19 protein-coding genes are annotated in these 16,809 nt (G+C 57.4%); 3 read left to right on the top strand and 16 right to left on the bottom strand.

All coding sequences use genetic code 11. The annotated features are described in order from the left end of the window. The 14 genes from tyrS to pdxR all read right to left on the bottom strand — a co-directional run bounded on the left by tyrS (position 1) and on the right by pdxR (position 13,515). Positions 1-1,203, bottom strand: coding sequence for a tyrosine--tRNA ligase (tyrS, locus tag NITSA_RS04390; protein ID WP_013553817.1), 1,203 nt, complete (start codon positions 1,201-1,203; stop codon positions 1-3). Positions 1,204-1,219: 16 nt separating this feature from the next. Next, a complete protein-coding gene (locus tag NITSA_RS04385; RefSeq protein ID WP_013553816.1) occupies positions 1,220-3,385 on the bottom strand; it encodes a RelA/SpoT family protein in 2,166 nt (721 codons plus the stop codon). Positions 3,386-3,398: 13 nt separating this feature from the next. Beyond that, a complete protein-coding gene (locus NITSA_RS04380; protein ID WP_013553815.1) occupies positions 3,399-3,608 on the bottom strand; it encodes a DNA-directed RNA polymerase subunit omega in 210 nt (69 codons plus the stop codon). A 29-nt stretch (positions 3,609-3,637) separates the two neighbouring features. Beyond that, positions 3,638-4,351: a UMP kinase gene (pyrH, locus tag NITSA_RS04375; protein ID WP_013553814.1), complete on the bottom strand. Its 714-nt coding sequence runs from the start codon at positions 4,349-4,351 to the stop codon at positions 3,638-3,640. A 233-nt stretch (positions 4,352-4,584) separates the two neighbouring features. Then, positions 4,585-5,904, bottom strand: a complete 1,320-nt coding sequence (locus NITSA_RS04370) for a murein hydrolase activator EnvC family protein (protein ID WP_083799806.1) — start codon at positions 5,902-5,904, stop codon at positions 4,585-4,587. Beyond that, a complete protein-coding gene (locus tag NITSA_RS04365; RefSeq protein ID WP_013553812.1) occupies positions 5,904-6,719 on the bottom strand; it encodes a cell division FtsX domain-containing protein in 816 nt (271 codons plus the stop codon). Before NITSA_RS04365 ends, NITSA_RS04370 begins: the two co-directional genes overlap by 1 nt. Further along, positions 6,706-7,380, bottom strand: a complete 675-nt coding sequence (locus NITSA_RS04360; RefSeq protein ID WP_013553811.1) for a cell division ATP-binding protein FtsE — start codon at positions 7,378-7,380, stop codon at positions 6,706-6,708. Before NITSA_RS04360 ends, NITSA_RS04365 begins: the two co-directional genes overlap by 14 nt. Continuing rightward, on the bottom strand, positions 7,373-8,548 hold the full coding sequence (gene trmB, locus NITSA_RS04355) for a tRNA (guanosine(46)-N7)-methyltransferase TrmB (protein ID WP_013553810.1): 1,176 nt from the start codon (positions 8,546-8,548) through the stop codon (positions 7,373-7,375). Before trmB ends, NITSA_RS04360 begins: the two co-directional genes overlap by 8 nt. Before the next feature lie 13 nt (positions 8,549-8,561). Continuing rightward, positions 8,562-9,257, bottom strand: a complete 696-nt coding sequence (locus NITSA_RS04350) for a fibronectin type III domain-containing protein (RefSeq protein ID WP_013553809.1) — start codon at positions 9,255-9,257, stop codon at positions 8,562-8,564. Continuing rightward, positions 9,196-10,179: an RluA family pseudouridine synthase gene (locus tag NITSA_RS04345; protein WP_013553808.1), complete on the bottom strand. Its 984-nt coding sequence runs from the start codon at positions 10,177-10,179 to the stop codon at positions 9,196-9,198. The genes NITSA_RS04350 and NITSA_RS04345 overlap by 62 nt, the downstream gene beginning before the upstream one ends. Before the next feature lie 84 nt (positions 10,180-10,263). Further along, entirely contained in the window at positions 10,264-11,148 is an 885-nt protein-coding gene (locus NITSA_RS04340; protein WP_013553807.1) for a 3'-5' exonuclease, read from the bottom strand. Positions 11,149-11,218: 70 nt separating this feature from the next. After that, positions 11,219-11,623, bottom strand: a complete 405-nt coding sequence (gene hepT, locus NITSA_RS04335) for a type VII toxin-antitoxin system HepT family RNase toxin (protein WP_013553806.1) — start codon at positions 11,621-11,623, stop codon at positions 11,219-11,221. Next, entirely contained in the window at positions 11,607-12,065 is a 459-nt protein-coding gene (mntA, locus tag NITSA_RS04330) for a type VII toxin-antitoxin system MntA family adenylyltransferase antitoxin (protein WP_013553805.1), read from the bottom strand. Before mntA ends, hepT begins: the two co-directional genes overlap by 17 nt. 58 nt (positions 12,066-12,123) lie before the next feature. Next, on the bottom strand, positions 12,124-13,515 hold the full coding sequence (pdxR, locus tag NITSA_RS04325; protein ID WP_013553804.1) for a MocR-like pyridoxine biosynthesis transcription factor PdxR: 1,392 nt from the start codon (positions 13,513-13,515) through the stop codon (positions 12,124-12,126). 88 nt (positions 13,516-13,603) lie between these two features. On the opposite strand from pdxR, the gene NITSA_RS10800 reads away from it, so the two are divergent. The 3 genes from NITSA_RS10800 to NITSA_RS04315 all read left to right on the top strand — a co-directional run bounded on the left by NITSA_RS10800 (position 13,604) and on the right by NITSA_RS04315 (position 14,781). Further along, on the top strand, positions 13,604-13,852 hold the full coding sequence (locus tag NITSA_RS10800) for a pyridoxamine 5'-phosphate oxidase family protein (RefSeq protein WP_052296602.1): 249 nt from the start codon (positions 13,604-13,606) through the stop codon (positions 13,850-13,852). Positions 13,853-13,954: 102 nt separating this feature from the next. Then, positions 13,955-14,200, top strand: a complete 246-nt coding sequence (locus NITSA_RS10795; protein WP_148224938.1) for a hypothetical protein — start codon at positions 13,955-13,957, stop codon at positions 14,198-14,200. After that, on the top strand, positions 14,197-14,781 hold the full coding sequence (locus tag NITSA_RS04315) for a GNAT family N-acetyltransferase (RefSeq protein WP_013553803.1): 585 nt from the start codon (positions 14,197-14,199) through the stop codon (positions 14,779-14,781). Before NITSA_RS10795 ends, NITSA_RS04315 begins: the two co-directional genes overlap by 4 nt. A gap of 27 nt (positions 14,782-14,808) precedes the next feature. Here NITSA_RS04315 and dusB read toward each other — a convergent pair whose 3' ends face one another. Further along, positions 14,809-15,771 carry a tRNA dihydrouridine synthase DusB gene (gene dusB, locus NITSA_RS04310; protein ID WP_013553802.1) on the bottom strand — a complete coding sequence of 321 codons (963 nt, stop codon included), beginning with the start codon at positions 15,769-15,771 and terminating at the stop codon, positions 14,809-14,811. Continuing rightward, complete coding sequence (locus tag NITSA_RS04305) at positions 15,768-16,799, bottom strand: hypothetical protein (RefSeq protein ID WP_013553801.1); 1,032 nt, start codon at positions 16,797-16,799, stop codon at positions 15,768-15,770. Before NITSA_RS04305 ends, dusB begins: the two co-directional genes overlap by 4 nt. Positions 16,800-16,809: the final 10 nt, after the last annotated feature.

The following is a 16,809-nucleotide window of genomic DNA, read 5'->3' as shown; positions in this document are numbered from 1 at the left end:
TTATCCTACCTTGGCCCGTGCGAATTTTCGTTTGCCCACCTGGAGAATATACTCTCCGGGCTCCAGGGTCAGCTGCTCGTCGCTCACCTTCTCCTGGTCGATGCGGACGGCTCCCTGCTTGATGTCCCGGCGTGCCTGGGAATTGGAGGGCTCCAGCCCCGCATCCACCAGCGCTTTGCAGATCCAGACTCCCGGCTCCAGAGTCACTTCGGGGATATCCTCGGGGATCTGCCGCGCTTTGAAGAGGCTGTCGAAGGCCTCTTTGGCTTTTTGCGCCTCCTCTTCGTTGTGGAAGCGAGCCGTGATCTCCAGAGCCAGAAGCTCTTTGGCCCGTTTGGGATGGAGCGTCCCCTCGGCGACCTGCTTTTTCATCTCCTCGATCTCCTCCAGGCTGCGGGAGCTGAGGAGCTCATAGTAGCGCCACATCAACTCGTCGGAGATGGAGAGGATCTTGGCGTAGATCTCCTTGGCCGGTTCGGAGATCCCCACGTAGTTGCCCAGACTCTTGGACATCTTCTGCACCCCGTCGAGCCCTTCGAGGATCGGCATCATCAGGACCGCCTGCTCTTTGCCCACGCCGTAGGCCCTTTGCAGATGGCGGCCCATCAGGAGGTTGAACTTCTGGTCCGTCCCCCCCAACTCGATGTCCGACTCCATCGCCACGCTGTCATAACCCTGGAGCAGCGGATAGAGAAATTCGCTGATGGCGATGCTTTGGCCGCTCTTGAAGCGCTTCTCGAAATCGTCCCGCTCGAGCATCCGGGCGACATTGTACTGGGTCGTCAGCTGGATCAACCCGTCGGCTCCCAGAGCGTCGAGCCAGGTGGAGTTGAACATCAGCTCCGTCTTCTCGGGATCGAGAATTTTAAAGGCTTGTTCCTGATAGGTTTGGGCGTTTTGCTTCACAGTCTCCCGGTCCAGGACCTTGCGGGTTTCGCTCTTGCCCGTGGGGTCGCCGATCATCGCGGTGAAATCACCGATGAGCAGCTGCACGATGGCGCCGTGCTTCTGGAAAGCCGCCAGCTTCTGGAGGATCACGGTATGCCCCAGGTGCAGGTCGGGAGCGGTGGGGTCGAGCCCCAGTTTGACCTTGTAGGGGGTTCCATTCTCGTAATAGTTGCGCACCAGGGATTCGATCCGCTCCCGGTCGATGATCTCGGCGGTCCCCCGCTCGATCTCACGCATGGCCTTGACGACTGGCATTCTCTCTCCTCAGCGTTTATTTGTGGTTGTAGGCGTCATTCAGCGCAGTGATCTCCACCAGCCTGAATTGACGGGAGATCACCTGGGCGATCTCTTTTTTGTCCGGCCCTTCCGACTCGACCTCGATCTGGCAATACTCGGCGCTGTCGCTGCGGTGAATCCCCAGTTCGATGCTGATGATGTTCAGCCCTATCTGGGAGAGCTTGGTCAAAAGCTTGGCCAGAACACCTTTCTGATTCTGCAGCGCGACGATCAGCCGATAACGACCCAGATTGCTGCCCCGCCATTGGACGAAGAGCATCGGCTCTCCCGCTTTGATCTGCTCATAGGCTTTACGGCAGAGTTTATGGTGAATAATAGCCCTGTTTTCCTTATAGAAGGCTACAATGTCATCCCCGACTTTGGGATGGCAACAGAAGTCGAATTCCACCCGTTCCAGGGGCTTGTTGACGTAGAAACTCAAATGGTCGACCTCTTTGAGAAAGGGTTTCTTGTAACCGCGTCTGAAGACTTCCCATTTGCGGACTTCCCGGATCTTGGCCGCTTTGGAAATGCGGTGGATCTTCTCTCTGAGCACATCCAGTTGCGTCGGGACCCGGTCGATGCCGTTCAGGGCATCCGCCTCTTCCAAAATTCTTCTGATCTCCCCGACCGAACGGTCGAAAAGGGTCGCCAGGATATTGAAGCCCGCCATCTCGTTGACTTCCCGGATACGGGCCCGGCATTTGGAGCGGATCCCCTCTTTGGCCTTGGAAGTTTTGACGGTATCGACCCAGGAGCAGTGCAGAATCGGCTCTTCTTGGGTGACGATCCGGACGATGTCGCCGTTTTTGAGAATGGTCAGGAGGGAAGCCCGCTCTTTGTTGATGATGGCGGCGGTGGCCCGGTCGCCGATCTCCGAGTGGACCGCATAGGCGAAATCGAGGGCCACCGAATCCTTGGGGAGGGTGAAATAGTCCCCTTTGGGGGAGAAGACGACGATATCTTCGCTGTAGAGGTCGTTTTTGGCCAACTCATAGAACTCTTCGATAGAGTCGTCCTGATAGGGAAGGCTTTTGAGCCACTCCAGCTTCACCTCCTGGTCCCCGCTCTCGCCCCCCTCTTTGTATTTCCAGTGGGCGGCGATACCGTATTCGGCCAGATGGTGCATCCGCTCGGTGCGGATCTGAGCCTCGACAATGTTTTCATCGTCGAAAAGGGTCGTGTGGATGGTCTGGTAGCCGTTGTCCTTGGGGAGGGCGATGTAATCTTTGAAGCGGGAGATCAGGGGGGTGAACTCCAGATGCAGCGCTCCCAGGGCTTTGTAGCACTCGATGGGCTGCTTGACGATCACCCGGACCGCCAGGAGATCGAGGACTTCGTCGATGCCGATTCCTTTGCGGTGCATTTTGAGATAGATGGAGTAGTAGTGCTTGACCCGGCCGATCACTTCGAAATCGTCCCGATGGAAGCCATACATACAGAGGGTGTTCTTCACCTTGCCGATGAAGGAATTGAGCCGGATATGGAGGCTCTGGTGGTTGGCTTTGATGTATTCGTCGATGGTGCGGTAATCTTCGGGATAGATGTAGCGGAAGCTCAAATCCTCCAGGAGATTTTTGATCCGCGAAATCCCCAGGCGGTGGGCGATGGGGGCATAGACGACGAGGGTCTCTTCGGAGATGCGAAGCTGCTTGGCCGGCGGCAGGGCATCGAGGGTGAGCATATTGTGGAGCCGATCACAGAGCTTGATGATCAAGACCCGCACATCCTCGATGGAGGCGATGAGCATCTTTCGGAAGGTCAGTGCCGAGGTGATGAGCTTTTCCTTGGAATCGGAGGGGACAAGCTTCTCATCTCGGATCTCCACGATCTTGGTCAAGCCCTCGACGATGTGCCGGACATCGTGTCCGAAACGTTCGCCGATCTCTTCGATGCTATGGGGGGTATCCTCCACCACATCGTGGAGCAGCGCGGAGATGACCATCGTTTCGTCGTTGCTGATCGAAGCGGTAATGGCCGCGACGAGGATGGGGTGGATCACATAGGGTTCACCGCTCTTGCGGGTCTGCCCCTCGTGGGCAGCGATGGCGAAATCGAGGGCATCCCGGATCCGGTCACTCAGCTCGATCTGTCGCGCCAGCAGTTCGATGGCGTCATCGACCGATTTGAGCTTCTTGACCAGTTCCAGGAAATCGTTCAAACCGGGCTCGCTTTCAATCCTCTTTTTCGATGTGGAGCTTGCCTTCGGCGATCTCGTGGAGGGCGATATCGGTGGTTTTGTGCTTCTTGACATCCATATCGACCAGCGGTGTGGCGCCGGCGTTGAGTTCTTCGGCACGCTTGCCGACGGCTTTGCTCAGGAGATAGCGGTCGTGGTTGACCCGTTCGAGAGCTTTGGCAGTGATCTGTTCCAGTCTTTTCATTGGACTTTTCCTTTTTTCTAAGTTGGTCTTCAGTGGACGATCGAGCAGAGAGAAGTGTCTCCCTCGATGATCCGCTTGAGGTTGTCGGGTTCGAACATATTGCAGACGACGATGGGGAGCTTGTTCTCCTTGGCCAGGGCGATGGCGGTATCGTCCATAACCCGGATATGCTCGCTAAGCGCCCTGTCGTAGCTGATCTCGGGGAGCTTTTTGGCCTCCGGGAATTTCATCGGATCCTTGTCGTAGATCCCGTCGACCTTGGTCGCCTTGATCAACATATCGGCATCGATCTCGCTGGCCCGAAGGGTCGCGGCGGTATCGGTGGTGAAATAGGGGTTACCCGTCCCCCCGGCGAAAACGACGACCCGTCCCTTCTCCAGGTGACGGCGCGCCCGGCGGACGATGAAGCTTTCCCCGATCTCGTGCATATCGATCGCACTCTGCAGCCGCGCTTCCAGCCCGATGCTCTCCAGGGCCTCCTGGATCGCCACGCCATTGATGACCGTCGCCAGCATCCCCATATAGTCACCGCTGGTCCGTTTGATGATGCCGTCCTTGGCCGCAGTGACCCCGCGAATGATGTTCCCGCCGCCAACTACGATCGCCACTTCGATATCCGCATCGACCAGTTTCTTGATCTCGTCGGCGATGAATTTGAGGATCTGCGTATCGATCCCATATCCTTCCTCTCCGGCCAGGGCTTCGCCGGAAAACTTCACCAAAACCCGCTTGCGCTGCTTCATGACGCCCCCTCTATAGTTTGACGCGATTATAGCGAAAGATGCTTTTAGGATTGTTGGTATTGGGAGAGTTGAGCGCTGAGCGTTGAGTGTTGAGTGTTGAGAAATTTTATTGGATACTTATTCGCTCGTAAGGATGTTTATTGGTCATTAGAGGATTTTCCGTCAGTTTCTCAATTATAATCCAAAATTCTCCATTCTCCATTCTCCATTCTCCATTCTCAATTCTCAATTACTCATAGCCGGATCAGGCGGGTCGGGTTGATGAGCTTGGCGTTTTGGGTCGCCTGGAAGATGAGCTTGCGCCGGACCTTGCCCACCGCCGTTCCCCGGCGGATCCGCGCGCCGGTCCGGATGATCGGAGAGATCTTGGAGAGGCCGGCGTAGACGGTATGCAGCCCGTGGCTATGCTGGAGGATCACCACCTTGCCCAGGATGCTGTTCTCTCCCACGTAGACAACTTTGCCGTTGAGGACACTGCGTACCGTCGCGTCGCTCTTGGGCGCTTTGAGGGTGACGGAGTCGTTGAAGATCTTGATCTTGTAGATCGGATCGACATAGTTGCCGAAGCTTTTGACCAGCCGGGCACCCCGGATCGGGGAAATGGTCCGGGGGCCCCGGTAGCGGGCGACCCGCTCTTTGAGGTAGGAGCTGCCGTACTGTTTGACTTTGACATTCTCCTCTTCGGCCGGGAGGGTGACGCTGCTGTAGTCGACCGCCCTTCCCTCCGCCTGGGCCTGCGCACGCTCTTTGGCCTTGGCTTGGCGCAACGCTTCGAGCCTCTGGGCACGTCGGGCCAGTTCCGCTTTGCGTTCGGCTTCCCGGCGCTTGGCCTCTTCGATCTCCTCTTTGCGAAGAATATTGAGCTTGGCCAGGGTTTGGCGCAGCGCGTTTTGGCGGCTGATGAGCTTTTGGAGTTTCTGACGGTAGAGTTTCTCTTCGGCGGCCAACTGTTTCAAAAGTTTCTCCGAGCGCTTCTTTTTCATCCGGTACAAGGAACGCAACGCATCGAGCTTGGCGATACTCCGTTTGAGCTTGGCGCGCGATAAGAGGAGAACCTGCTTGGAGCGCCGACTCCGATCGATACTCTCTTTGAGTTGGCGGAGTTTTTTGTCCATCGCTTTTTTGTAGCGCTGGTAGTAGGCTTCGAGGATGATCCCCCGCTCACTCTGACGCTGCATCTGCCGCATCGCGACGATGGTGGCGAACTGGTCGCTCAGGAGCTTGATAAACCGGTCGTGGCGGCGGCGGATGTCCTGGTCCAGTTGGGCGATCTGTTCGTCGAGTCCCTTGATCCGTTGCAGGGCATCGGCGTATTTCTCTTCCCCGGCACTCTTCTGTTTGGCCAGGATGTCGAGTTTTTTCTGCAGGGCCGCCAACTCCTTTTCGGTCGCTTTGATGGAGGCGGCCAATTTGGAGAGTTGGCGGCTGGCCGCCTGTTTTTCAGCCTCGGTGGATTGCAGGGTTTTTTTGGAAGTCTGGATCTTCTGGACGATCTGGGAAGCCTCGGCCCCCATCACCCCCAGCAGGAGCACTATCCACAACAGGCGCATCATCACTCCATAGGCCCTCGGCTTTTAAAAGCGACGGTCAAAACCGCGGTGATGACGATGACCAGAGCGATCCCCCCGAGGATCTCCAGGTCCCGCCACTGGAAAAGCAGCGCCTGCTTATCCATCAGGATCTCGATCCCGCTTCGGGGAGCGTATTCATAACGCAAAAAGATGAAAAGCCCGACGGTGATCGCCGTAGCCAGAATGGCATCCACGATCCCCATACGAAAGAGCACTCCGCTGCGCAGCAGCATCGGAGCACCGAAGATCTCCATCACCTGCATCCGCTCCCGATGGGCCAACTGCCACACTTCCATCTGCTTGAGCACCAAAAAGAGGCTCACCAGCCCCATCAGCCCCACGAAACTCCAGAGAATGATCTTGAGGAAAATGAAGAGATTGTATTTGGCCCGGAGGTTCTCTCCGAAGGTCTCGACCTTTTTGATTCCGGGGACTTTGAGGAGTTTTTGACGGATCTTCTCCACTTGATCCTGACTGAGGTAGCGGTCGAGATGGAGGGTATAGAAGTGGGGCAGCGCCGCCAGAATTTCCCGGTCGGGAGTGTTTTTCATCCCACGGGCGATCTCTTTGGCAATCTGCTTTTTGGGAATGGGGGCGGCTTCGGCGATATGCCGGTCGACCTTTTGGAAATCCTTGAGACTCATCGCCTTTTCACTCACAACCAGGATGGAGTAGCTCTGACGGAGTTTCTCTTCGGCATTCTGGGTGACCCGGTTGAATACCAGGAAAAACTCCACGCCCAGCAGGATCGCCAGCAGCGGCAGCAGAAACATCAGATGATCTCTAACGGACTTCATAAATCCCCTTGTTCTCAATGATGAAATGGCGGTAGGGAATGTTGAAGATCGTGGGGATGCGGTGGGTGACCACCACGACCGTCGACCCCAATTGATCGCAGGCGTTCTCCATCAGGTCCCAAATGACGTTGGAGGAGTACTCATCCAGGTTCCCCGTGGGCTCGTCCGCCAGGATCAGGAAGGGGTTTTTGCTCAAAGCCCGGGCGACCCCCACCCGCTGCTGTTCCCCACCGCTGAGCTCTAGGGGGTACCGGTTGGCTTGCTCTGTGAGCTTGACATGCCGCAGGAGCTTCTTGGCCTGGGTCTGCTGGATCTCGGTGCTGTATCCGGCGATGATCAGGGGAAGGACCACATTCTTCTCCACCGTCCACTCGTTGATCAGTTTGTAATCCTGGAAGATGATCCCCATATGGGTGCGAAGCTCCTGGAGTTTGCCCCGGCTGATGCGCCCCATATCCAGCCCGCCTACGGTGAGCTTTCCCTCCTTGGGTTTGAGCGCCCCGTAGAAGGATTTGAGCAAGGTCGATTTGCCGCTTCCGCTGGGGCCGGTGATGAAGACGAATTCCCCCTTGCGTATCGAAAAGCTGGCGTGCTTGATGATCTCTTTGCGCCCGCCGTCGTAGGCCAGGGTCAGCTTGGAGGCACTGATGACATTAGCCATGGATCCACTCTCCTATGAGGCGATGTGCCTGGGCGTTGACCGCCGTTTTGACCGGGATCTCCGGGAAATACTCCACCCGCCCTTCCCCGTCGTAGCGGAGGTATTTGTGCTCGGGGCGGTCGAAACTGCCGAAGGAGCACTCGATGATCCCGCCCTGAGCGTCGCTGCGCCGATAGTGGGGCCCGAAATGGACAAAACACCCCTCTGTCACGATCGGTTTACGGGGAAGCGCTTCGAGTTTCTCGAGCAGCACCGGTTTGTCAAAGGTGAAATTATAATCATTTTCCCGCTCGGGGGAAAGCTCCTGCGCCGTGACGGTGAGGGTATAGATATCCTTCTGTTGCCGTCGCCAACGGGCCTCGTATTTACTCACGACCGGCAAGTCCCGATTCTTCTCGACCCGAAAGTCGATCTTGGGTGGAGTGCTGAAAACCTCCAGGGCGTAGCGGTAGTAGTTGTCGCTATCGGTTCGCAACTCCAGAATCCCGCCGGGGCGCAGCGCGCGCAACGACTCGGCCAGGAAACGTTCGCTGATGACCCGGCGGTGGGGCTTCTTGTCCCAGGGGACAGGGAAGTGAACATAGATTGCTTCGAGCCGATTAGAAGGCAGCATCTCCAGCAGCAGCCGCGCATCGTAGTTGACCACCCAGATATTCTCCAGGCCCTGCAGCTCGATCTGCTTAAGGACCTGCCGGGCGGAGGGGGTGTGAATCTCGATCCCGATGAAGAGGGTGTCGGGATGTTCTTTGGCTTGCCAAAGCAGATGGCGCCCGCTTCCAAAGCCGACCTCCAGCGCCACCTTCTCCCGCGGGAACTCCGGCGCTTCGAACTCCCGGATCCCCTTGTCATACTCCGAGGCGACCCGGGGCTGAGTAGGAGAGAGGGCGATGTTGGAGTGGAGGATCTGCAGCTCGGCTGCCTCCGCCAGGCGTTTCAGGACCTTTTTGATCCGGTTGGCATCCAGAGGGCGGGTGATCTTGTCGGAGCGGATGAGGCAATCTTCACCCCGGTCTTTGATCTCGAGGAGGAACTCCCCTCCCTCGTCCCGCACCCCCAGCAGTTCGATCCTGCGTTCCGGGGCCACGGCCCGAAAGGTACAGAGCTCCCCCTTCCGGGCCAGCCGGTCGAGGGTTTGACGGTCGAAGGGTTTGACGATGAGATGAGGCATAGACTAAAGGCTCCTAATGGATGGTCACGTCCAGCGATCGGCTGGGCAGTGACTGGATCTTGTCGGCGCTGCGGGCGATGACCCGATAGCCGTAGCGATGGCCCTTGGCGGGAGACATATCGACATATTCGGGGCTCAAACGCCCCTTGACCGTATCGAGATACTTCCAGGGGCCGCTTTCCAAACGTCGCTGAACCACATAGTCGACGATGCGGGGATCCGGGTGGGGGGTCCAGAGCAGCTTGACCACACCGGGATCGGGCTGATAGGCTTTGACCAGATTGACCGCCGGCATCGGAGGCGCGGTCTTGACCCTGACGATCTGTCCGGGCGCCGAGCCGAAGAGTACGCCGAAGGTTTTGAAAGTGTAGTCATAGGTAGTCGAAGGGCGAATGCTCGTATCGACGAAATGGGTCGCATAGCGGTTGGAGATGGTGGCGATCTTTTCATACTTCTCCTGAGCACCTCCGGTCGCCAGTGCCCGGTAGACATCGATGCCTTCGACCCGCTTGTCGGTGATCGGCTGCCACTCGAAGCCGACACTGGTCCGGTCCACCACGGTTTTGACCCCTTTGATGGTGGGCATAGAGAGGTCGGTCTTGACCGCGGTGAGGCTGGTGACGCTGCCCAAGGCGTCGGCGCAGCCGCTAAGCGCCAGGGAAGCGGCGAGCAAACAGCTCAGGCAGACGATCCGGTAAAGTCGTTTCATCGATGGTACTCCTCGTATAGTGTTTTCGCAGATACTCCCGCATATCCTCGGGGATCGGGGCCGAGACCTCCAGACGCCTATGCGTGGCGGGATGGGTCAGGTAGAGCCGGGCCGCGTGGAGGAAGACTCTTGGGATCTTTCCCTGAGCCCCCCGATAACCGTAGAGCTCATCGCCCAGAATGTGCCGTCCGATCTTCGCCAGATGGACCCGGATCTGATGGGTGCGCCCGGTATGGAGGCGCGCGGCGATGAGTTCGCTCCCCTCTTCCCCTTCGGCAAGCTTCAAAAAATCGGTCCGTGCCTCCCGCCCCCCTTCGACCACCGCCATCTTGAGGCGGTTGGCGGGATTGCGGGCGATGGGGGCATCGACCGTCAGATCCTCTTTGAGGGGGTGGTCGATGAGCGCCAGATAGTAGCGCCCCATCTCCCGGCTCTTGAGCTCTTCGCTGAGGGCCTGGTGGACGGCGTTGGTCTTGGCGATGACCAAAGCCCCGCTGGTCTCCTTGTCGAGGCGGTGGACGATGCCGTGGCGTTCCTCTCCCGCCAGGGTGGAGAGGGAAATCCCCCGCTGCACCAGCCAATGCACCAGGGTCGGCTCCCGGACCGAAGGAGCGGGATGGACCACCACGCCGGCGGGCTTGTTGAGGATCATCAGGTATTCGTCCTCGTAGAGCACCTCCACATCGAACTCCACCGGCAGGCTATCCCGCCGCGGCGCTTCGAGGATGCGGTAGGCGATCCGTTCACCCGGCTCCACCTTGCGGCTCGCTTTTTCTGCGGGAATCCCCTCGACGCTGACGGCCCCCGCTTCAATGAGCCTGGCGACCTGATTGCGGCTCGCCCCCAGGGCGGCGGAGAGCACCTTGTCCAGGCGCCCTCCTTCACTCACGACGATCTCACCGCTCTTCTGCCCCTGAGACACCCGCACTCCTTTTCCCCGCTTCGTAATTAGAAAATCTCTCTAAAGATACCAAAAAAAGTTTAGAAGGATATTAAAAAATATAATTCAACGCTCACTCCCCAACACTCTCTCCAGCTCCGCCTTGAGCTCCGCCGGAATCCGGTCGGCTTTGTCCCGCATCCACTCCAGGTAGCTCCGGTCGATACCGACCACCTCTTCGGGGGTTTTGCCCTTGTGTTTCCCAAAGCCGATGGTCACTTTGACCCGGTCTTTGGTCTGCTCCAGCCAATACTCGAAAGAGTAACGCACATCCTGATCGAGATCGAAATTTTCCACCATATAGAGCAGGTCGTTGCGGTGCTGCAGCGCCACCTCTTCGATCCGCTTGCCCCGGTGGCGGCCCATCGGCATCTGCTCCAAAAGGATCGGACCCTCGCAAAGCTCTGCCATCTCTTCGGCGCTATGCTCCCGCAGCAGATATTCGTAGAGATGCTTAAGCACGATCACATCGCCCAGGGCGTCGTGGGCCCGTACCTCTTCGCCCAATTTCTCGATCAGCGCCGGCTCCTCGCGGTAGAGTCCCAGAGCGTAGCGTAGATATTGCTGGCCGTGCTGGGGAGAGTCGGGCATAAATTTGCGCACCAGCCGGAAGGTATCAATGAGGCGCATCCGATTTTCGAAGCCCTCTTTTTCGAGCATCGCCAGATCGAAGGGGGCGTTCTGGATGACGAGCAGGTTCTCCGGGCTATTGAGCTCCCGGAGGCGGCGAAACCCTTCGGTCTCGGTGCAGGCGGGTTTGCCCTCCAACATCTCCGGAGTGATGTGGTGGATCGCCATCGCGTCGTATTTGATCTCAAGGGGCGGCGTGCAGAGCTCATTGTAATGCTCTACCACTTCGCCGCTCTCATCGAGCACCAGGTAGGCAAGCTGACAGATCCGGTCTTCGGCATCGGTGCCGGTGGTTTCGGTATCGAGAATGATGGTTTTCATAGGGGCCTTTTTGCCGCGATTGTAACATAGCCGGGCGCTGACGGTAAATTTGATGGCAGTCTGACCGATGTTACTCCAAGGCCCCCTGCCCGGTGATTTGCCGGATAAAGTCTGTAAAATCCCCCGTCAATTCCAAAAAACCGTAGAGCTTTTCAGGATCGATGCGTGCGTACTCGTGTATGAGGAGATTGCGCAAGCCCACGGCTCCGGTGAGCCGTTCTCCCAACGCCGCTTCGAGATAGCCGTGTTCGACCAGGCGCCTGATACATTCACCGTAGCTTTTGACCGCTCCCAGGTTATACCGGTGTACCAAATGGCAGGAAAGATCGATAAGTATTTGGATCGATTCGAAAAGACCGTAGCGCAAAGCCCACTCATCGAAACGGTTTCGACGAATCGATTCCAGAGAGTGTTCCTCTTTGAATTGCTGAAGCGACCGGATATTCTCTTCGAGTTGCTCAATACGTTGTAGCAAAGTTTCGTTCTCCGATACGGTTGGCTTCGATACGCTTTTGCAGAGCTTCTCTATTGGCTTCGATCAACGGCCGGGCATCGAGATAGGCCAGTTGCGCCCGGGTCTTGAAGGCGATATAACGTTCATTATCTCGAATCAGCAGCGGAATATGTTGGTTCAAAATTTCAAAGGCAAGCAAGGGATTGCGCGCTTCCAGATCGTCGAGCAGCGTCAGATCGACACGGCGCTGAAGCAGGGACTCCAACGTACTGATGTGCCTACCCATCTCCAGAAAATCGGGCTCTTTGCCGACATAAATGCCAAGATCGACATCGCTGGAAGGCGCGGCCTCTCCCGAGGCGAAGGAACCGAAAAGCAAAACAAAGGGATATTGCTTGCCCGACTTGAAGTATTCCTGTAGCGTCTTGATGGCGGCTGTATGCGTCTCGTTTGTCACTTTCATTTTATGAGCGCTCCTTCTCTTCGGAATAGTATAGCAAAGAGAAATTCAATGAGCTTTCTCATCTTTCCCGGAGTTCTCTCCAGAGTTTCGCCAACTCCGCCACCCCCGCATCGATCTGCTCTTCGCTCAAACCCCCGAAGCCCATACGCAGCGCTTCCCAGTCTTTGCCGTAGAAGTCGCTGGCGAGGTAGAGCCGCAGGCCTTTTGTCGCCGCCACTTCCCGCAGCTTTACAAGATCGATCGCCACCCTGGGACGCACAGGAATGGCCAGGCCCCCGCCGCTGGAGAGGATCTCGATCTCATCTCCCAGTTCCCGCTGTAAAGCCTTGAGCATCCGGTCGTGACGGCGGCGGTTGAGGGTGCGGACCCGTCGCAGATGGCGCTCCCAGTGCCCTCCGGTGATGAAGAGTTCGAGGGTCTTTTGCAGCGGTAGGGAGACCTGAGCGAAATGGGAGCGGCTCAGAGAGCGGTAGCGTTCCAGCAGCGCATCGGGCAGCACCAGATAAGCGACCCGAAGGGCCGGAGAGAGGGATTTGGAAAAGGTCCCTAGATAGAGGACCCGCCCCCCGCGGTCCAGCCCCTGCATCGCCGGGATCGGGCGGTGCAGGTAATTGAGTTCGCTGTCGTAATCGTCTTCCAAAAGATACGCAGAGTTTCTCTCGGCCCACTCCAGCAGAGCTTGGCGTTTGGCGATGGGGAGGGTGACTCCGGTGGGGTATTGCCGCGAAGGGGTGGTGTAGAGCACCCGGGCGGAGGTGGATTCCAGGGCTTCGAGGTCGATCCCCCGGGCCCCCACTCCCACCCACTTGATGTCGTAACCGTGCTCGGTAAAGATCTGTTCGGTCAGCCGGTATCCGGGGTATTCGATCGCCAAAGTCCTAGGCAGCAGGTCGATCAGGGCCGCCGCCAGAGAGACGGCTTCGGAAAAGCCGGCACAGAGTACGATCTGATCGGGACGGCAGCGGGTGCCTCGGATGCGGTTGAGGTAGTCGGCCAGGGCCCGCCGAAGCCCCGATTCTCCCTGCCCTTCCGGGTAGGCGCCCATATCGAGATCTTCCTGAAGCGCCTGCAGCGTCAGCCGCCGCCAGAGTTTCATAGGAAAGATCTCCCGACTCAGTCGGGCTGGGCAAAAGTCATAGCACGATTCGCTCCCGGCCCCGGAGCGGGGCTCCGGCGAATCCGAGGGAAGCGAATGGGGGGAGTGGACCGAGAGAAGATCCTCGGCCACATAATATCCCGAACGGGGACGGCTTTGGATATATCCCTCGGCGTAGAGCTGGGCATAGGCGGATTCGACAGTGGTGCGGCTGAGACGATTCTCCTTGGCCAGGGCGCGGACAGAGGGGAGCCTCTCCCCGGCTTCGGCTTCATTGACGATCCAGGATTTCAGGACCCTGTAGAGCTGCTCATAGAGGGGAGTTCCCGCATTGTCATCCAGGGGGAGAAGCATTCTGTCCCTTTGTTTTTTATAAAATTTGGCCCTTTTCATCAGGTCAGATAGGCGCTATGATACCGCATCGACACCCAAGGAGCAAAAGATGACAGAGCAAGAGCTAATCAAAAAGGTTTGCCGGAGCGCCCCTTTCGCCACACTGGCGCTCCATCATCCCGAAACGGGATTTCCGGCTGTGGTACCGGTGAATTTCGTGCTGGAAGGAGACTCCCTCTATTTTCACGGAAAAAGAAGCGGCAGAAAAATGACGCTGATGGGCAACGATCCGAGAGTGGGGATCAGTATCGTCAAAGATTACGGCATTATCCCCTCCTATTTCAGCACTGACGACTGACGCGCCTGCCCCGCGACCGATTTTTTCATCTCACTAGAGGGGCGTGGAGAGGCTTCATCGGTCAATGAGCTTTCGGAAAAAGCCCGGATTATGGAGCTGCTGATGAGGAAATATCAACCCGAAGGCGGATACATCCCCCTCGATCACCCCGACTATACCCGTGCGCTGGAGGCGACCGCCGTGACACGCATTACCCTGCACGAGATCCGCCACCGGATTAAATTCGGACAGCGACTACCCCAAGAACGTTTCACACGGATTGTGCACGCTCTCGAAAAACGAAACGCACCCGGAGATTCGGAACTGACAGAGCTGATGAAGCACTACCGGGCAAAGGAGACAAAATGATCATAAGAGAAGCCCGACTTGAGGATATTCCGGCGGTTTTGGCCCTGCATCGTCGCTATCAGATCGCGACCATCGCGCCGGAGGATCGGGCCGACGGTTTTGTGACCACCGATTTCGACGCACCGCTCCTCCAGGAGTTGATCGAAGCGGAGCGGGGGCTTTTTGTGGCGATGAAAGAAAGACAAGCCATGGGGTATGTGATGGCCGCTAGTTGGGATTACTGCGCCAGGTGGCCCATTTTCCGCCAAATGATTCGCAACCTTCCGAGCCTCCGCTATCGGGGCAGGAAGCTCGATACGGCGAACTCCTATCAATACGGACCCGTCTGTATCGCCAAAGAGCACCGGGGCAGCGGCCTGCTCGAAGCGCTTTTTGAATATGCCCGCGAAGCGATGCGGCTCCGATACGAAGTCCTGGTGACCTTCGTCAATAAGGCCAATCCGCGATCCTATGCCGCCCATAGCCGAAAACTGGGCCTGGAGACGATTGCCGAGTTCTCTTTCGGAGAGAATGAATATTACGAACTGGCCTGTCTGACCGAAGAAGATTTGAAAAGACGCAAAGAGCTGCTCTCCTCTTGAACCTGACAAAAAGGAGTGACCGGCCTTTTATCCCCTCGTCATTCCCGCCACAGGTTCCTGGCTGAAGAAACGCTCGATTTCCCCACGCATTTTGGCGGGATCGGTGATGGTGTTCACGGCATTGCGGAAGGCTCCCGCGCCTGGCAGGCCCGCTTTGGAGTAGGTGTGCAGGTGCTTGCGGAAGAGGAAAACCCCGTAGTCGCCGTAATGGGCGATCATCTGGTCGAAATGCTCCAGGACCACTTCCCGGATCAGATCGACGCTCGGCTCGTCGAGCCCCTCTTTGATCTGGGCGAAGATCCAGGGCCTGCCCACCGCGGCCCGGCCGATCATAATGCCGTCGCAGCCGGTATATTCCCGCACCCAGCGGGCCTTTTGGGGCGAGTCGATATCTCCGTTGGCGATGACAGGGATGCGCACCGCCTCTTTGACTTCTCGAATCGCATCGTAATCGACGGGGGCCTTGTAGCGCCCCGCCCGGGTACGGCCGTGAACGGCGATAAAGTCGGCTCCCGCCTCCTCGATCACTTTGGCCAGCTCCACGTGGTTTTTTTCTCTGACCCCCAGGCGCATCTTGACGGAAGTGTAGGGCTTGTTGGAATAGGCTTTGATCGTCTCGACCGCCCTGCCCAGCTTTTCGGGATCGCCCAGCAACGCACTCCCCTGCAGGTTGTTGAAAACCTTGGGAGCGGGACAGCCGCAGTTGAGATCGACGATATCGATCCCCTCTCTGGCATTGATCACATCCAGGGCCCGTTTAATCGTCTCCGGGTCACTGCCGGCGATCTGCACGCTGTAGGGATCTTCCAGAGGGGACTTCTCCAGCATCTTCAAAGTCTTGGCGTTTTCGTGGGCCAGGGCGTTGGAGCTGATCATTTCGCTCACGGTCAGGTCGACATCGAACTTTTTGACCATTGACCGAAAAGGAAGATCGGTAAAGCCCGCCAGGGGGGCTAGCGCGTAGAGAGGTTGGGAAAAGTCGAGCTTCATCGGCAGGCGATGTCGGGGTCGATCAGATCGTCGATGCGGAAGTGGTGTTTTTCGCGCTTGAGGATGAGCAATGCACGGAAGGGTTTGAACTCGTTTTCGTCATGCTCTTCGAGAAACTTCTCCGCTTCGTCGAGCATCTCATATTCAAAGAGGAGATAGAGATAGGCGCTCTGGGCCTCCTCTTTCTCTTTGGCGAGCTTTTTGAAGAGTGCCAGATTCTCGTCGGGTTTGAAACGCCGCAGAGCTGTCTGGAGCAGCCGGATGAAGTCGGGGCACTCCAGCGAGAAGTTTTTCGCGAAGACTTCGGCCATCGCAGAAGTGAAGCCGATATCCTCTTTGCGATCGACACGTTCCAAAAGCTGATAAAAATGTCGTTTCTCCATCATCGGCAGGAAGCGCTTGAGCTTGTAGAGATCTTGCCGAGCTACAAGCGTATCCAGTGCCTTGGCCGCGACGGCGGGATCGTAGGATTCCCGGGCCTGGAGCACCTCTTCGGCGAATTTCGGATCGGCGTCGATGCGATTGAGCTGATTGCGCACGACGAGGGGATTCTCTTTGGAGAGAAAACGCTCTACTTTTTTGGATTTGAGATCGACATATTCACCCGACTCGATCTTTTTGACCCACTCGATGGACTGCATAAGCTTGTCGCTCAAGCCGTGCACATTTCCCACCACATAAAGCTGGGAAACATTGAGAAGCGGAGCCCCCTCTTTCATCTGCGGCATACTGTAGTGGTGCTCTTTGGGCTCCCTCAGCAGCGACCAATAGAGAGCGTCCTGAAGCTCCTGGGCATCGCGGATCCACTTACGGCGCTGGAAATAGTCGCGGGACCCGTGATAAGCCATATGCAGCAAAGTCAGCAAAAAGAGAAGCAGCAGAGGGATCGCGATCCAAACGGCGACGGGAAGTCTCAGCGTAATCCCCATCAGTGTGATGCTGTGGTATCCCGGATAGAAAAAGTAGGTCACGCCCGTAGCGATGACGATGAAGATCAGACCGGTGAAAAAATAGGTCCCCAGACGCATTTGGCTCCTC

This window comes from Nitratifractor salsuginis DSM 16511, assembly GCF_000186245.1.
GTDB lineage: Bacteria > Campylobacterota > Campylobacteria > Campylobacterales > Sulfurovaceae > Nitratifractor > Nitratifractor salsuginis.
This window is presented reverse-complemented; position numbering and strand designations above follow the sequence as displayed.

Bases quoted from the DNA above. Each gene is read 5' to 3' on its own strand.
- tyrS (WP_013553817.1), bottom strand. From the start codon at position 1,203: ATGCCAGTCGTCAAGGCCATGCGTGAGATCGAGCGGGGGACCGCCGAG.
- NITSA_RS04380 (WP_013553815.1), bottom strand. From the start codon at position 3,608: ATGAAAAGACTGGAACAGATCACTGCCAAAGCTCTCGAACGGGTCAAC.
- pyrH (WP_013553814.1), bottom strand. From the start codon at position 4,351: ATGAAGCAGCGCAAGCGGGTTTTGGTGAAGTTTTCCGGCGAAGCCCTG.
- NITSA_RS04370 (WP_083799806.1), bottom strand. From the start codon at position 5,904: ATGATGCGCCTGTTGTGGATAGTGCTCCTGCTGGGGGTGATGGGGGCC.
- NITSA_RS04365 (WP_013553812.1), bottom strand. From the start codon at position 6,719: ATGAAGTCCGTTAGAGATCATCTGATGTTTCTGCTGCCGCTGCTGGCG.
- NITSA_RS04360 (WP_013553811.1), bottom strand. From the start codon at position 7,380: ATGGCTAATGTCATCAGTGCCTCCAAGCTGACCCTGGCCTACGACGGC.
- trmB (WP_013553810.1), bottom strand. From the start codon at position 8,548: ATGCCTCATCTCATCGTCAAACCCTTCGACCGTCAAACCCTCGACCGG.
- NITSA_RS04350 (WP_013553809.1), bottom strand. From the start codon at position 9,257: ATGAAACGACTTTACCGGATCGTCTGCCTGAGCTGTTTGCTCGCCGCT.
- NITSA_RS04340 (WP_013553807.1), bottom strand. From the start codon at position 11,148: ATGAAAACCATCATTCTCGATACCGAAACCACCGGCACCGATGCCGAA.
- mntA (WP_013553805.1), bottom strand. From the start codon at position 12,065: ATGAAAGTGACAAACGAGACGCATACAGCCGCCATCAAGACGCTACAG.
- pdxR (WP_013553804.1), bottom strand. From the start codon at position 13,515: ATGCTTCTCCCCCTGGATGACAATGCGGGAACTCCCCTCTATGAGCAG.
- NITSA_RS10800 (WP_052296602.1), top strand. From the start codon at position 13,604: ATGACAGAGCAAGAGCTAATCAAAAAGGTTTGCCGGAGCGCCCCTTTC.
- NITSA_RS10795 (WP_148224938.1), top strand. From the start codon at position 13,955: ATGAGGAAATATCAACCCGAAGGCGGATACATCCCCCTCGATCACCCC.
- NITSA_RS04315 (WP_013553803.1), top strand. From the start codon at position 14,197: ATGATCATAAGAGAAGCCCGACTTGAGGATATTCCGGCGGTTTTGGCC.
- dusB (WP_013553802.1), bottom strand. From the start codon at position 15,771: ATGAAGCTCGACTTTTCCCAACCTCTCTACGCGCTAGCCCCCCTGGCG.
- NITSA_RS04305 (WP_013553801.1), bottom strand. From the start codon at position 16,799: ATGCGTCTGGGGACCTATTTTTTCACCGGTCTGATCTTCATCGTCATC.